The organism is Nocardioides ganghwensis (genome assembly GCF_014779655.1).
GTDB classification, from domain to species: domain Bacteria; phylum Actinomycetota; class Actinomycetes; order Propionibacteriales; family Nocardioidaceae; genus Nocardioides; species Nocardioides ganghwensis.
The window spans coordinates 152,246-166,367 of record NZ_JACXYX010000001.1 but is presented as its reverse complement, the minus strand read 5'-3'; the positions used below and the strand labels follow the sequence as shown (position 1 = coordinate 166,367).

Below are 14,122 nucleotides of genomic sequence, written 5' to 3'. Positions count from 1 at the left end.
CCCGCCGACGGCTCCGTCCCGGATGTGGACGCGGCCACAATGGGCTGCACTCGACAAGGAGAACCGACATGCCGAAGTACCTGATCCTCAAGCACTACCGCGGCACCCCCGCCACCGTGAACGACGTCCCGATGGACCAGTGGGCGCCGGCCGAGGTCGACGCGCACATGCAGTTCATGGACGAGTTCGGCAAGCGCCTGGAGGAGAACGGCGAGCTCGTCGACGCCCAGGCGCTGTCGCAGGAGGGCGCGTTCGTGCGCGCGAACGACCAGGGCACCGGGCCGGTGACCGACGGGCCGTTCGCCGAGACGAAGGACCTCATCGCCGGCTGGTACGTCGTCGACGTCGACGGCTGGGACCGCGCCGTCGAGCTCGCCGGCGAGCTGTCCCTCGCGCCCGGCAAGGACGGCAGGCCGATCCACGAGTGGCTCGAGGTGCGCCCGTTCTACGGCGCGCCGTCGGCCACCGGGGACTGACCTCGACGTGACCGGCCCCTTCGACGAGGCGACGCTCCGCTCGCTCGTGCCGTCGGTGATCGGTGTCCTCGTCCGCCGCGGAGCCGACTTCGCGGCGGCCGAGGACGCCGTCCAGGAGGCGCTCGTCGAGGCGGTGCGGTCCTGGCCGCACGACCCGCCCCGCGACCCCAAGGGCTGGCTGGTCACGGTCGCGTGGCGGCGGTTCCTCGACGTCGTGCGCTCGGAGTCCGCGCGACAGCGACGAGAGGTCGCGACAGAGCTCGAGCCCGACCCCGGCCCGACGCAGGACGCCGACGACACGCTGCAGGTCTTCTTCCTGTGCGCGCACCCCGCGCTCACGCCGGCCTCCGCCGTGGCCCTGACCCTGCGCGCGGTGGCGGGCTTGACGACCAGGCAGGTCGCCGAGGCCTACCTCGTGCCCGAGGCCACGATGGCGCAGCGCATCAGTCGCGCCAAGAGGACCGTGTCGACGGCGTCCTTCGACCGCCCGGGCGACCTCGCGACGGTGCGGCGGGTGCTCTACCTCGTCTTCAACGAGGGCTACTCCGGCGATGTCGACCTCGCCGCCGAGGCGATCCGGCTGACCCGCCAGCTCGCGACCCTGGCCGGCCCCGACGGCCAGGACCCCGAGACCGAGGGCCTGCTGGCGCTGATGCTGCTGCACCACGCGCGGCGGCCGGCCCGCACCCGCGCCGACGGCACCCTGGTCCCGCTGTCCGAGCAGGACCGCAGCCTCTGGGACACCACGCTCGTGCAGGAGGGGGTGGACGTCCTGCAGGCCGCGCTCGCCCGGCAGCAGCGTGGCGAGTACCAGCTCCAGGCGGCCATCGCCGCGCTGCACGCCGACGCACCGAGCACCGGGGAGACCGACTGGGTGCAGGTCGTCCAGTGGTACGACGAGCTGCTGGCGCTGACCGACAGCCCCGTCGTACGCCTCAACCGCGCCGTCGCCGTGGGCGAGGCCGACGGCGCCCGGGCCGGTCTCGCGGCGCTCGCCGACGTCGACCCGGACCTGCCACGGCACCGTGCAGCCGCGGCGTACCTCCACGAGAAGTCCGGGGACCTCGCGACGGCCGCGCAGCTCTACGCCGAGGCCGCCGCCCTCGCGACGAACCTCGCCGAGCGCACCCACCTGACGAAGCAGGCGGCCCGGCTCAACTCCTCGGCGGGCGAGTAGGAGAGGGACAGGGTTCGCACAGCAACCACACAGGAATCCGCGGCAGGATGCTGCCCGTGCAGCAGCTGACCCGGGCCGACGGTTCCCCCGTACGCGTCCTCGTCGTCGACGACGAGGTCAACATCGCCGAGCTCCTCGCGATGGCGCTGCGCTACGAGGGCTGGGACCTCCGGATGGCGCACAGCGGCACCGACGCAGTCGCGGCCGCGCGCGACTTCCGCCCCGACGCGGTCGTGCTCGACATCATGCTGCCGGACTTCGACGGCCTCGAGGTGCTGCGCCGGATGCGTGCCGACGGCAGCGACGTGCCCGTCCTCTTCCTCACCGCCAAGGACGCCGTCGAGGACCGGATCGCCGGCCTCACCGCGGGCGGCGACGACTACGTCACCAAGCCGTTCTCGCTGGAGGAGGTCGTGGCCCGGCTGCGCGGGCTGATCCGCCGCGGCGGCACCGCGGCGCTGGCCGACGCCGGCAACGTCCTGGTCGTCGGCGACCTCACCCTCGACGAGGACAGCCACGAGGTGCACCGCGGCGGCGACGAGATCACGCTGACGGCGACCGAGTTCGAGCTGCTCCGCTTCCTCATGCGCAACCCCCGGCGGGTGCTGAGCAAGGCGCAGATCCTCGACCGGGTCTGGCAGTACGACTTCGGCGGGCAGGCCAACGTCGTCGAGCTCTACATCTCCTACCTGCGCAAGAAGGTCGACGCCGGGCGCGAGCCGATGATCCACACGATGCGCGGCGCGGGCTACGTCCTGAAGCCGGCCCCCTGATGCGGCTCCCCCGGCTCCGCCCGCTCACCCTCACCGCGCGCCTCGTCGCGGTGGCGGTGCTGCTCGTGGCTGTGGCGGCGACCCTGATCGGCGCCGCGACCACGCTGGCGATGCGCGACCACCTCTCCGACAAGCTGAACGAGTCGGTGCTCGCCTCGATCCGTCGCACCGAGGGCCCCGGACCTCGCCCGGGACCCGGTGGTGGCGTCATCGACATCGGCAACCAGCCCCCCGGCACGCTCGTGGCGCTGCCCGACCTCGACGACGGCTACATCCTCGGCAACCGCGGCGACGACGGCGACGAGCTCGACGCCGACGAGGTGTCCGAGCTGGCCTCGGTCCCCGTCGACGGCCGCGTCCACGACGTCCGGGTGGGCCGTGGCAGCTACCGCGTCACCGCCGTCGACACCAACCAGGGGCTGCTGGTCATCGGCCAGTCGACCGACGACCTCGACGACGCCGTCGCCTCGCTGCTCGCCGCGGAGGCGGCCTTCCTGCTCCTCGGCGTGCTCGGCGCCGCCGGCGTCGGCACCTGGGTCGTACGCCGCCAGCTGGCGCCGCTGCGCGAGGTCGCGGCCACCGCGCACCGCGTCGCCGAGCTGCCGCTGGCGTCCGGCGACATCGAGATGGCCGAGCGGGTGCCCGACCGGCTCACCGACGAGCGTACCGAGATCGGCCAGGTCGGTTCGGCGCTCAACGCGATGCTCGACCACGTCGAGGACTCCCTGGGCCAGCGCCACCGCAGCGAGCAGCAGGTGCGGCAGTTCGTCGCCGACGCCTCGCACGAGCTGCGTACGCCGCTGGCCACCATCGCGGGCTACACCGAGCTGGCCCGCCACCGACCCGAGACCAGCGGCACCGCCCTCGACAAGGTCGAGACCGAGTCGGCGCGGATGACCGCCCTGGTCGAGGACCTGCTGCTGCTCGCCCGGCTCGACTCCGGCCGCCCGCTCGAGCGCGGGCCGGTCGACCTGTCCCGGCTGCTCCTCGAGGCCGTCGACGACGCCCGCGTCGTCGACGCGGAGCGCTCGTGGCGGCTGTCCCTGCCGGACGAGCCGATCACGGTGACCGGCGACGAGGCGCGGCTGCACCAGGTGGTCACCAACCTGCTCACCAACGCCCGTACGCACACGCCGGCCGGCTCGACCGTCACGGTCACCGCGACCCCCGAGGGCTTCACCGTCCACGACGACGGCCCCGGCTTCGCGCCCGACCTGGCGCCCCACGCGTTCGAGCGGTTCACCCGCGGCGACGTGGCCCGTACGCGGGGCGGTGCCGGCCTCGGGCTCTCCCTCGTCCAGGCCATCGTGGCCGCCCACGGCGGCTCGGTGGAGCTGACCAGCTCCCCGGGGGACACCACGATCACCGTGGCGCTGCCCTCCCCACATCCGTAAACGAGAGTTACAGTGACTGCCATGAGCCTGACCACCCTCCGCGACAAGGTCGTCGTGATCACCGGCGCCGGGTCCGGCATCGGCCGCGCCCTCGCCCTCCGCAGCGCCCGTGGCGGCGCGCTCCTCGCGCTGTCCGACTGGGACGCCGACGGGCTGGCGGAGACCGTACGGCTCGTCGAGCAGGCCGGGGTCTCGGCCCAGACCCCGAAGGTGCGCCACGACGTGGTCGACGTCTCCGACCGGGCCGCCGTCGCGGCCTGGGCCGACGGCGTCGTGGAGGAGTTCGGCCGGGTCAACCTCGTCGTCAACAACGCCGGCGTGACCGCCACGGGCGACTTCACCGAGCTGTCCTACGAGGACCTCGACTGGATCGTCGGCATCAACTTCCACGGCGTGGTCCACGGATCCAAGGAGTTCCTGCCGCACCTGATCGCCAGCGGCGACGGCGCCCTGGTCAACATCTCCTCGCTGTTCGGGCTGGTCTCGGTGCCTGGCCAGTCGGCCTACAACGCCACGAAGTACGCCGTGCGCGGGCTCACCGAGGCGATCCGCGGAGAGATGCTCGTCGCCGGCCACCCGGTGACCGTCACCTGCGTGCACCCCGGCGGCATCCGTACGGGCATCAGCCGCCACGGCCGCAAGGCGGCCGGCCTCGACGGCGCCGCCATCGACGCGCTCTTCGAGAAGAAGCTCGCCCGGATGTCGCCCGAGCGGGCCGCCGAGATCATCCTCGACGGCGCCCTCGCCGGGAAGGCCCGCGTGCTCGCCGGCATCGACGCCCACGTCATCCACCACTTCGCCAAGCTCGCCGGGGCGCGCTACCAGGACGTGGTCGCGCGCGTCACCTCCCGCATGCCCCTGCGCTGACCGGGCACTTCCTCCCCCACCAGACCCGCCGACCGGGCACTTCCTCCCCCACCAGACCCGCTGACCGGGCACTTCCTCCCCCACCAGACCCGCCGACCGGGCACTTCCTCCCCCGTAAGTGCCCGGTCGGCGCGCTCCCTGCGTCACCAACTGCCCGGTCGGCGCGCTCCCTGCGTCACCAACTGCCCGGTCGGCGCGCTCCCTGCGTCACCAACTGCCCGGTCGCCTAGGTTGGGCGCATGGAGCCCGGGACCCCGATCCGCTGCGAGATGACGAAGTGGGGCGACCGGCCGCACTGGCAGTTCACCGGCATCCACCTCGGGGCCGACGAGCACGGCGAGTGGCTCGGCTTCCCGCAGGGCACCCACAACCAGCGCCCCGGGCACCACTTCCACTCCGCGGTCGACGCCGTGACGCTCGTCCAGCCCGACCGGTGGCACCTGCCCACGTTCCAGGCGCCCGGCATCTGGTGCGACCTCTACATCGACGTGACGACGCCCGCGGCCTGGGACGGGCGCGTGCTGAGGGCGATCGACCTCGACCTCGACGTGATCCGCCTGCCAGACCCGCTCCCGCCGGTCGAGTCGGCTCCCTGGGACGAACCACCCGCCGGCCCCGGCGAGGTGTTCGTCGACGACGAGGACGAGTTCGCCGAGCACCAGGTCGCCTTCGGCTACCCGGCCGAGGTGGTCGCCAGCGCGCAGTCCTCCTGCGACCAGCTCGTCGCCGCCGTACGCGCCGGCCTGCCGCCGTACGACGGCACGCACCGCCGCTGGCTCGAGGTCCTCAGTCGACTGACTGCTTCCTGAGCGCCCGCCGCTCGGCGCGGGTCATCGCCCGGAACGGCCCGACCAGGCGGGGGCCGGCGAGGCGGCTCTCGAGCTTGCGCGCCTCGCGCTTGAGGGGCTGGGCGACGTACTCGCCCAGGATCACCCCCGAGGCGAGCGCGATCGCGACCGAGATCGCGGTCATCAGCGCGAGGATGCCCTGCGAGACGAAGAAGCCGCCGTCGGCCAGGAACGTCAGGCCGCGGTAGATCGACAGGCCGGGCAGGAACGGCACGATCGCCGGCACGGCCACGACCAGCGGCGGGACCCGTACCCGTCCGGCGACGGCGTAGGCGACGAGGCCGATGAAGAACGCCGCCGCCCCGGCCGCGGCGGCCCGGCCGAAGCCGGCGACCGTGACGGCCTGCGAGATGCCCGACGCGACGGCCGTGACGAGGGCGACCGGCAGCACCGCGCGGCGGGGGGCGTACGACGCGACGCTGAAGGCGGCCGCCGCCACCGCTGCGCCGCCCAGCACGCCGGGGAGGTCGGAGATGCCGTACGCACCGGGCACCAGCTGCCCGAGCTCGAGGCCGACGCCGTCGGCGACCGAGATGCCCAGTGCGACGCCGGCGATGATGCCGGCGGTGGCCATCATCGCCTCGATGAGTCGGGCGCTCGAGGTCAGGTAGAAGCCGGTGAGCGCGTCCTGCACCGCGCCCATCAGGCCGATGCCGGCCAGCAGCATGATGATGTTGGCGGTCACGACCAGCGAGGGGTCGACGTCGATCGGGGTGGCCGCGACACCCGCCGCCAGCAGCGTGGCGATCGCGCCGCCGGCGACCTGGAGGTAGAAGAACGGCAGCCGGCGCCGGGCCAGCACGATCTGCACGCGGTCGATCAGCGCGGCGGCGACCGCGGCCACGACCGAGACGACGGGCCCGCCGCCGAGGAAGACGCCGACGGACGCGGCCATCACCATCCACGCGATGGTGACCGCCCAGCGGGGGAACGCGTGGCCGAGCGAGACGATGGTGGCCATGCGCGTGCGCGCGAGGTAGAGGTCGGCCCGGTCGGTCAGCACGTCGCGGACGAGGTGGTCGACCGCGGTCAGGTCCTCGTAGTCGATGTCGCGCTGCCGGACGTGGCGCATCATCAGCGTCGGCACGTCGTCGACCGAGCGCTGGTGGCTCATCGACAGCGCGGTGAAGGTCACGTCGATCTCGGCCTGCCGCAGGCCGAGGTGGTCGGCCACGGACCGCATGGTCGCGGTCACGTCGGCCGCGCCGGCTCCCGACGACAGCAGCATCTCGCCGATCCGCAGGCACAGGTCCATCGTGAGGTGGACCTCGCGGGCCCGCTCCGCCTGCTGCTCGGCGTCCTGGTCGGGGTCGTCGTGCTCGTCCACCGGGCCATGGTGGCACCGCCGCGAGCGGCGCCGTCACAGGGGTGAGCCCTCGTCGGGGGCGCGTCCCTAGACTCGACGCATGCGCATCGACTTCCACGCGTCGCAGGCGCCCACGCTCGGCGTGGAGTGGGAGTTCGCGCTCGTCGACCGGACCACCCGCGACCTCGTCAGCGTCGCCTCCGAGGTGCACGAGCTGGCGGGCGGACGTCTCGACGAGCCCCAGCGGCTGCACAAGGAGCTGTTGCGCAACACGATCGAGGTCGTCACCGGGATCTGCGACACCGTCGGCGAGGCCGTCACCGACCTGCGCGAGACGCTCGCGGTGGTCGCGCCCGCGGCCGGCGAGCTGGGGGTCGACCTCCTCGGCGCCGGCTCGCACCCCTTCGCCGACTGGTCGCACCAGCAGCTCACCGAGGGCCACCGCTACGCCGAGCTGATCAACCGCACCCAGTGGTGGGGCCGCCAGATGCTCATCTGGGGCGTCCACGTGCACGTCGGGATGCCCGAGCGCGACCGGGTGATGCCGGTCCTGTCCTCGATCCTCACGACGTACCCCCACCTGCTCGCGCTCTCGGCGAGCTCGCCGATCTGGGCCGGGCAGGACACCGGATACGCCTCCAACCGCGCGCTGATGTTCCAGCAGCTGCCGACCGCCGGGCTGCCGTTCGCGTTCGACACGTGGGCCGAGTTCGAGAAGTGCATCGACGACCAGACGACCACGGGGATCATCGACTCGATGGCCGACGTGCGCTGGGACGTACGACCCGCGCCCCACCTGGGCACCCTCGAGCACCGCGTGTGCGACGGCATGTCGGACATCGGCGAGCTCGCGGCGCTGACGGCGCTCGTGCACTGCCTGGTCGTCGACCTCGACACCCGCCTCGCCGCCGGCGAGACGCTCCCCACGATGCCGCCGTGGCAGGTGCAGGAGAACAAGTGGCGAGCCGCGCGCTACGGCCTCGACGCGATCGTCATCGTCGACGACCACAACCGCGAGCGCCTGGTCACCGAGGACCTCCACGACCTGCTCGAGCAGCTCACCCCGGTCGCGAAGCGCCTGGACTGCGAAGCCGAGCTCCGCACCGTCGCCGACATCCCCATCCGCGGCGCGTCCTACCAGCGGCAGCGCGCCGTCGCCAAGGAGTCGGGCGGCGACCTGGTCGCGGTGGTCGACGCCGTCGTGGCCGAGCTGGCCCACTCCCTGGAGGCCTGAGACCGCGCGGCGCCCTTGTGGCTGTCCTCACCGGGACGAGAGGATGCCCGGACGCCCCCGATGGGGACGAGGCGGACGCGAGGAGAACACCAGTGGTCAACCCGATCGACCCGACGGCGACCGGCTTCCTCCTCGCCGAGAACCGCAACATGCCGATGCACGTCGGCGGGCTCCAGCTCTTCGAGAAGCCCGAGGGCGCGGGCCGCGGCTACGTCCGCGAGATGTACGAGCAGATGCGCGACGTCGAGCAGGTCGCGCCGCTCTTCCTCAAGCACCCGCACCGCTCCGCGCGTACGGCCGGGCAGCTGGTGTGGCAGCCCGACGAGCAGTTCGACATCGAGCACCACGTGCGCCACAGCGCGCTGCCCAAGCCGGGCCGGATCCGCGAGCTCCTCGAGCTCTGCTCGCGGCTGCACAGCACCCGCCTGGCCTGGGAGCGCCCGCTGTGGGAGGCCACCGTGATCGAGGGCCTGCGCGACGGCCGGGTCGCGATGTACACCAAGACCCACCACGCCCTCGTCGACGGTGTCTCGGCGATGCGGCTCCTCGCGAGCGTGCTCTCGACCGACCCCGACGAGCGCGACATGCCCGCCCCGTGGGCGCTGCGTCCGCGCGCGCCCCGCGAGGAGCTGCCGTCCGACGGCGGCGCCTCGCTGGCCGACGTCTCCGCGGCCACCGTCCGTACGGCCCTCGCGATCGCGTCCGAGGCCGCCGGGATGCCCGGCGCGCTGATCCGTACGCTCAACAAGAGCGTGCGCAACGAGACGTCCGCGCTGTCGCTCTACGCGCCGCGCACCATGCTCAACCAGAACATCACCGGCTCTCGCCGCTTCGCCGCCCAGGACTGGCCCGTCGAGCGCCTGCGCGGGGTCGGCAAGGCCACGGGCACGACCATCAACGACGTGGTGCTGGCGATGGTCAGCGGCGCGATGCGGACCTACCTGCTCGACCTCGACGCGCTGCCCGAGACGACGCTGATCTCGATGGTGCCGGTCGGCCTCAACGCCAAGCAGTCGCAGCTCGCGTCCTCCGACGGCGGCAACGCGGTCGGCTCGGTGATGGTGCAGCTCGGCACCCACCTGCCCGACCCGGCTGACCGGCTCGCGGCCATCCACCGCTCGATGCAGGACGGCAAGCAGAGCCTGTCGGCGATGACTCCGGCGCAGATCCTCGCGATGAGCGCGCTCGGGCAGGCGCCGGCCATCCTGGGGCCGATCTTCCGGATGCAGGGCATCGTCCGCCCGCCCTACAACCTGATCGTCAGCAACGTGCCGGGCCCGCGCACGACCCACTACTGGAACGGCGCGAAGCTCACCGGCACCTATCCCCTGTCGATCCCCATCAACGGCATGGCGCTCAACATCACCTGCACCTCCTACGACGGCAAGATGTGCTTCGGCCTCACCGGCTGCCGGCGTACGGTCCCGCACCTGCAGGTGCTGCTGCAGTACCTCGACGACGAGCTGAAGGCCCTCGAGAAGGCTGCGGGGGTGCGCTGAGGGAACCACCGGTCAACCGGTGGTTCGCGGGGTTCTCACCCGTTGCAACAGGTGAGAACCTCATGGATCACCGGTCAGCCGGTGGTTCCGACGACGGGCGGTTCCGCCGACGGGTGGACCGCGAGGCCGCCGCCGACCCGCTCGGCCACGGCCTCCAGCCGGGCGCGGGTGATGTCGGCGACGGTGGCCAGGCCGGCGAGCCGGGCGTTGGAGCCCTCGCGGGTGGGTTCGGCGGAGTTGATGCTGATGCAGCGACGGGCGCCCCCGTCGGCGGCGTTGGCCAGCGCGACGGCGTGACCGGTGGTCCCGCTGCCGGCGAAGGGGTCGAGCACGACGACGTCGTCGGGGAGCGTGGAGAGGATGCGGCGCACGAGCCCGGTCGGCTTCGGCGACTCGAAGACGTGGCCCACGAGCGCCTTGAGCTCGGCGACCGCGGTGTCGGTCGAACCGATCTCCTCGGCCAGCCAGATGGTGCGCAGCTTCTTGCGCCTCCCGCCCTCGCGGTGCAGCCAGTCGCGCTGGAAGATGTCGGCGCGCTCGCCCGCGCGACCGCGGATCACCCGGCACTCGAGGTCGTCGGGCCGCTCGTCCACGCGGGGCCTCGACCACCGCCACACCGCGGGGCGCCCGTCACCGAAGACCGGCGTGAGCGCGAGGCTCCCCTCGAACTCCGACACGGACACCCGTCCGGTCACCGGGTCGCCGTAGAGGGGGAAGTGGAGGGTCGGCGTGGTGAGCGGGTTGAACTTCTTGTTGGTGTTGCGCAGCGGGAGGTAGCGGAAGCGCCGGCCGTCCGGACTGGTCAGCGGGAAGTCGGCCTCGTCGACCGACTCGGTGGTGCTGCCGTCCACCACGCACCCCGGCAGGTGGCGGGCGTACGCCAGGACGTACTCGTGGCTCGTCGCGAACCCGCGCCCGAGCTGGCGACCCTTGGGGTTGAGGTTGACCACGACCTGGGCGAGGAAGTTGGCCTCGCCGAAGACCTCGTCCATCAGCAGCCGCAGGTGCGCGACCTCGTTGTCGTCGATGCTGACGAACACCGCCCCGTGCGGGGCCAGCGCCTCGCGGACGGCCTCGAGTCGCGGGCGCATCATCGCGGTCCACGCGGCGTGGCGCCCGGCGTACGGATCGGGGTGCGAGCCGTCGCGGAAGCGGTCGGCGTAGGCGAAGTCGTTGCCGGTGTTGTAGGGCGGGTCGGTGTAGACGACGTCGACCGACCCGGGCTCGAGCCGGGGCAGCACGTCGAGGTTGTCGCCGACGTGGAGCGTGTTCCACACCGGTCCCTCGTGAGCGGGCTGGGCAGCGGGCTCGACCGGCACGCCCCACAGCCTAGGCCGTGCAAGCGGAGCAGGAGGGCGCGTACGCCGGGCCGCAGATCCCAATTTTCCCACCCGTCCCACTATCTCCTTTACTCTGGAGCGCGTGCCTTCCTCCACGCGTCGCTCCCTGACCGCCCTCCGCCCCGTCTCGGCGCTCCGCTCCCGCGGGCTGACCGTCGCCACCGCGGGCGTGCTCGTCGCCGGTCTCGCCCTCAACGTCGGCGTCGGCCCGTCGGCCGCCGACGACGGCGACGTCCGGGGCCGGGGCCTGACCTCGGGGACCGACAGCGGCTACCGCGGGCGCAACCAGACCTCCGACGGCAGGCCCGGCACCGTCGTCGGACCGCCGGTCAGCTTCCGCGGCCGCACGGCTCAGGTCAAGAACGACGTGAGCTACGAGATCGCGCCCGGCGTCACGCTGCGCGAGTGGGACCAGGTCGACGGCCGCCAGCCGATCGGCCAGGTCCGGATGAACCTGGTGACCGTCAGCCTCGACGCCGCCAACATCTCCTTCGAGGAGCTGTCGCCGACGTTCGTCACCAGCCGCAAGACCGTCAGCCAGCTCGGCGCCTGGAACGGGGCCCTGACCGCGGTCAACGGCGACTTCTTCGACATCGGCCGGACCAACGCCCCGCTCGGCACGTCGGTCGACCGCGAGGCGGGCATCCTCACCGGGTCCCGCGAGGGCTGGATCCCCGACGTGAACTCGACGCTGTGGTTCGACGCGGCCGGGCCGCACGTCAGCCCCATCACCGTGCAGAACACGATCCGTCAGCGCAGGAAGTGGACGGTCAGCGGCATCAACCACCCCAGCATCCCGGCCGGTGAGATCGGCGTCTTCACCCACGCCTTCAACCGGACCCCGGGCTACCAGGTCACCGGGGGCAAGAAGCGTGCCCGCGAGGTGGTCCTGCGCAAGAACCGCGTCGTGTCCAACCGCCCCAAGCTCTCCAGCGGCAAGAAGATCGGCAAGAAGGACAAGGTCCTCATCGGCACCGGCCCGGCCGCCGGCAAGCTGAAGACCCTGAAGAAGGGCAAGAAGATCACGCTCGCCACCCGGTTCGACGGCGGCAAGCCCACCGTCGCGATCAGCGGCGACCGCCCCGTGCTGGTCAACGGCGTGCGGACGGTCATCAACAACACCATCGCCCACCCGCGTACGGCCGTCGGCATCGACGCCGACGGGCGCAAGCTGCTCATCCTCGTGGTCGACGGCCGCTCCTCGGCGAGCCGCGGCTACACGATGGTCGAGCTCGCCGACATCATGACCGCGCTCGGCGCGGAGAACGCCATCAACCTCGACGGCGGCGGTTCCTCGACGATGTACTCCCGCACCGGCACCGGCGCCTTCGGCGTGGTCAACGAGCCCTCCGACGGCACCGAGCGCCTCGTGCCCAACGCGTTCGGGGTGGTCTACCACGCCGAGCTGCCGCCGGTGGTCCCGATCCTGCCGACCCCCACGCCGACCCCGACGCCGACCCCGACCCCGACCGCCGCTCGCTGACGGCGGGCCTCAGGCGTTCGGCGCGGCGAAGAGCACGACGTACGTCACCGGGGCCAGGCACTGCACGGTGCTCTTCGGCAGGGCGGGCACCACCTCGAAGCCCGCCTCGCCCGCGTCGATGGTCACCCTGCGCGGCGGCTCGCACCCGGTCGACACGACGGCCCCGTAGGGGGTCGCGTCGGGTGACTGCTCGGCGAGGTCGGCCACGGCTGAGGAGACCTCCTCGGGCAGCCCGGCCTGCATTCCGACCACGAAGTCGTCGACGGCCTGGTCGGTGTCGAGCGCGAAGGCGAGCGTCGACGGCGAACCGCCACCCTCGGTCGCGTCGACGAGCAGCACCTCGGTGATGCCGGCGGACCCCACGGCACGCAGCGTCGCGGTGGCGCCGTCGGACAGTTCCTGGGTGGGCGTCTCGGTGGGCGTCTCGGTCGGGGTCTCCGACGGCGTCTCGCTCGGCGTGCTCGGCGCGTACGGGTCGGTCGCGCTGTCGCCGCCGCCGGACGCGCAGGACGACAGCCCGCCGACCAGCACGAGACCGGCGAGGCCGGTGAGGAGGCCCGCGAGTCGGCGGCCGAGGGACGGGTCCGGTGTGGTCGAGGAGGTGCGCATGGTCCTTCGACGATAGCCACCGCCGTCCGGCTCCCCGGCCAGGCACGCGCACGCACCTGCGGGACGTCGCATCGACGCCGACGGCCCGCACTGGCAGGCTGACGCCATGAGCGGCCCCGAGACCCATGCAGAGCCGGTGCGCGAGGCCGTACGTGCCTATGCGGCACGGCAGCCGCAGCTCGTCGCCGCGACCGCGGGCTGGGTCACCCTGGTCCGCACGCTGCTCGACGACGCCGGCATCGACTACCTCAGCGTCACCGGGCGCACGAAGAGCGTGGCCTCCTTCTCCGCCAAGGCCAACCGCACCGACGGCGACCGGCTCCTCTACCCCCACCCTCTCGAGCAGATCACCGACCAGATCGGCGTCCGGGTGATCACCTACGTCCACAGCGACGTCGCCGCCGTGGCCGAGGTGCTCGACGACCAGCTCACCATCCTCGACGACCGCGACCTCGGCGAGGAGACCGCCCGGTCCGGCCGCTTCGGCTACGCCAGCCGGCACCTGCTGGTCCGCTCCGAGGACGCCGACGACAACGACGAGCACCCCGAGCTCGCCGGGGAGCGCGCCAGCATCCAGGTCCGCACGGTCCTGCAGCACGCCTGGGCCGAGTTCGAGCACGACATCCGCTACAAGGGCAACGTCCCGGAGGACGCCGCGGCCGACCTCGACCGCCGCTTCACCCTGGCCGCCGGGCTCATCGAGCTCGCCGACCGCGAGTTCGCCACGATCCGCGAGCGGATCCAGCAGGCGGCGCCGGGCAGCACCACGGAGGTGGAGGCCGACCACATCGTCGGCCAGGAGCTCGCGACCTTCCTCGCCGGCCACTACAGCGACGCCGGCTGGTCGCACACCGACCACTACGACTGGATCGCCGGGCTTCTCACCCAGCTCGGCATCGACAGCATCGACGACCTCGACGACCTGCTGACCTCCGTCGACGCCGACGCCGTGATCCGCCGCATGGGCTACCGCTACCCCGCCGGAGCCGTACGCCGCCTCGACGACGCGCTGCTGGCGATCTTCGGCGAGCAGTACGTCACCCTCGAGGGCAACAGCCACCGGGTGCCGCTGCTGCGCGCCCGGCTGGAGAAGCTGACGACGCCGGAGAGCTGACC

General features: G+C 72.7%; 13 protein-coding genes. 10 read left to right on the top strand and 3 right to left on the bottom strand.

Annotated features, from left to right (window positions below; genetic code table 11):
- Positions 1 to 68 precede the first annotated feature (68 nt).
- From IEZ24_RS00795 to IEZ24_RS00770, 6 genes are all read left to right on the top strand, one after another.
- Complete coding sequence (locus tag IEZ24_RS00795) at positions 69 to 476, top strand: YciI family protein (RefSeq protein WP_129455209.1); 408 nt, start codon at positions 69 to 71, stop codon at positions 474 to 476.
- A 7-nt stretch (positions 477 to 483) separates the two neighbouring features.
- Positions 484 to 1,653 (top strand): RNA polymerase sigma factor, encoded by a 1,170-nt coding sequence (locus tag IEZ24_RS00790; RefSeq protein WP_129455210.1) that lies wholly within the window; start codon positions 484 to 486, stop codon positions 1,651 to 1,653.
- Positions 1,654 to 1,709: 56 nt separating this feature from the next.
- Positions 1,710 to 2,426 carry a response regulator transcription factor gene (locus IEZ24_RS00785; RefSeq protein WP_397190522.1) on the top strand — a complete coding sequence of 239 codons (717 nt, stop codon included), beginning with the start codon at positions 1,710 to 1,712 and terminating at the stop codon, positions 2,424 to 2,426.
- Positions 2,426 to 3,820, top strand: a complete 1,395-nt coding sequence (locus IEZ24_RS00780; protein WP_129455212.1) for a sensor histidine kinase — start codon at positions 2,426 to 2,428, stop codon at positions 3,818 to 3,820. The genes IEZ24_RS00785 and IEZ24_RS00780 overlap by 1 nt, the downstream gene beginning before the upstream one ends.
- A 21-nt stretch (positions 3,821 to 3,841) precedes the next feature.
- Complete coding sequence (locus IEZ24_RS00775; RefSeq protein ID WP_129455213.1) at positions 3,842 to 4,687, top strand: SDR family NAD(P)-dependent oxidoreductase; 846 nt, start codon at positions 3,842 to 3,844, stop codon at positions 4,685 to 4,687.
- 239 nt (positions 4,688 to 4,926) lie between these two features.
- Positions 4,927 to 5,496 carry a DUF402 domain-containing protein gene (locus IEZ24_RS00770; RefSeq protein ID WP_129455214.1) on the top strand — a complete coding sequence of 190 codons (570 nt, stop codon included), beginning with the start codon at positions 4,927 to 4,929 and terminating at the stop codon, positions 5,494 to 5,496.
- Here the strand turns inward: IEZ24_RS00770 and IEZ24_RS00765 are convergent.
- On the bottom strand, positions 5,474 to 6,862 hold the full coding sequence (locus tag IEZ24_RS00765; RefSeq protein ID WP_242498484.1) for a threonine/serine exporter family protein: 1,389 nt from the start codon (positions 6,860 to 6,862) through the stop codon (positions 5,474 to 5,476). The genes IEZ24_RS00770 and IEZ24_RS00765 overlap by 23 nt on opposite strands.
- Positions 6,863 to 6,941: 79 nt before the next feature.
- Here IEZ24_RS00765 and IEZ24_RS00760 point away from each other — a divergent pair, with 79 nt between their 5' ends.
- Together IEZ24_RS00760 and IEZ24_RS00755 are read left to right on the top strand one after the other, a co-directional pair.
- A complete protein-coding gene (locus tag IEZ24_RS00760; protein WP_129455215.1) occupies positions 6,942 to 8,075 on the top strand; it encodes a glutamate--cysteine ligase in 1,134 nt (377 codons plus the stop codon).
- Positions 8,076 to 8,167: 92 nt separating this feature from the next.
- A complete protein-coding gene (locus IEZ24_RS00755) occupies positions 8,168 to 9,574 on the top strand; it encodes a WS/DGAT/MGAT family O-acyltransferase (protein ID WP_129455216.1) in 1,407 nt (468 codons plus the stop codon).
- A 74-nt stretch (positions 9,575 to 9,648) separates the two neighbouring features.
- Here the strand turns inward: IEZ24_RS00755 and IEZ24_RS00750 are convergent, their stop codons facing one another.
- A complete protein-coding gene (locus IEZ24_RS00750) occupies positions 9,649 to 10,893 on the bottom strand; it encodes a site-specific DNA-methyltransferase (RefSeq protein ID WP_242498485.1) in 1,245 nt (414 codons plus the stop codon).
- A gap of 103 nt (positions 10,894 to 10,996) precedes the next feature.
- Here IEZ24_RS00750 and IEZ24_RS00745 point away from each other — a divergent pair, with 103 nt between their 5' ends.
- Entirely contained in the window at positions 10,997 to 12,397 is a 1,401-nt protein-coding gene (locus tag IEZ24_RS00745) for a phosphodiester glycosidase family protein (RefSeq protein ID WP_129455217.1), read from the top strand.
- 9 nt (positions 12,398 to 12,406) lie between these two features.
- Here the strand turns inward: IEZ24_RS00745 and IEZ24_RS00740 are convergent, their stop codons facing one another.
- Positions 12,407 to 13,006 (bottom strand): hypothetical protein, encoded by a 600-nt coding sequence (locus tag IEZ24_RS00740; protein ID WP_129455218.1) that lies wholly within the window; start codon positions 13,004 to 13,006, stop codon positions 12,407 to 12,409.
- A gap of 106 nt (positions 13,007 to 13,112) precedes the next feature.
- Between IEZ24_RS00740 and IEZ24_RS00735 the strand changes: the two genes are divergently transcribed.
- Positions 13,113 to 14,120: a GTP pyrophosphokinase gene (locus tag IEZ24_RS00735; protein WP_129455219.1), complete on the top strand. Its 1,008-nt coding sequence runs from the start codon at positions 13,113 to 13,115 to the stop codon at positions 14,118 to 14,120.
- Positions 14,121 to 14,122: the final 2 nt, after the last annotated feature.

What these genes read in the sequence shown, in the direction of transcription:
- IEZ24_RS00795 (WP_129455209.1), top strand. Translation starts at nt 69, where the DNA reads ATGCCGAAGTACCTGATCCTCAAGCACTACCGCGGCACCCCCGCCACC.
- IEZ24_RS00780 (WP_129455212.1), top strand. Translation starts at nt 2,426, where the DNA reads ATGCGGCTCCCCCGGCTCCGCCCGCTCACCCTCACCGCGCGCCTCGTC.
- IEZ24_RS00775 (WP_129455213.1), top strand. Translation starts at nt 3,842, where the DNA reads ATGAGCCTGACCACCCTCCGCGACAAGGTCGTCGTGATCACCGGCGCC.
- IEZ24_RS00770 (WP_129455214.1), top strand. Translation starts at nt 4,927, where the DNA reads ATGGAGCCCGGGACCCCGATCCGCTGCGAGATGACGAAGTGGGGCGAC.
- IEZ24_RS00760 (WP_129455215.1), top strand. Translation starts at nt 6,942, where the DNA reads ATGCGCATCGACTTCCACGCGTCGCAGGCGCCCACGCTCGGCGTGGAG.
- IEZ24_RS00740 (WP_129455218.1), bottom strand. Translation starts at nt 13,006, where the DNA reads ATGCGCACCTCCTCGACCACACCGGACCCGTCCCTCGGCCGCCGACTC.
- IEZ24_RS00735 (WP_129455219.1), top strand. Translation starts at nt 13,113, where the DNA reads ATGAGCGGCCCCGAGACCCATGCAGAGCCGGTGCGCGAGGCCGTACGT.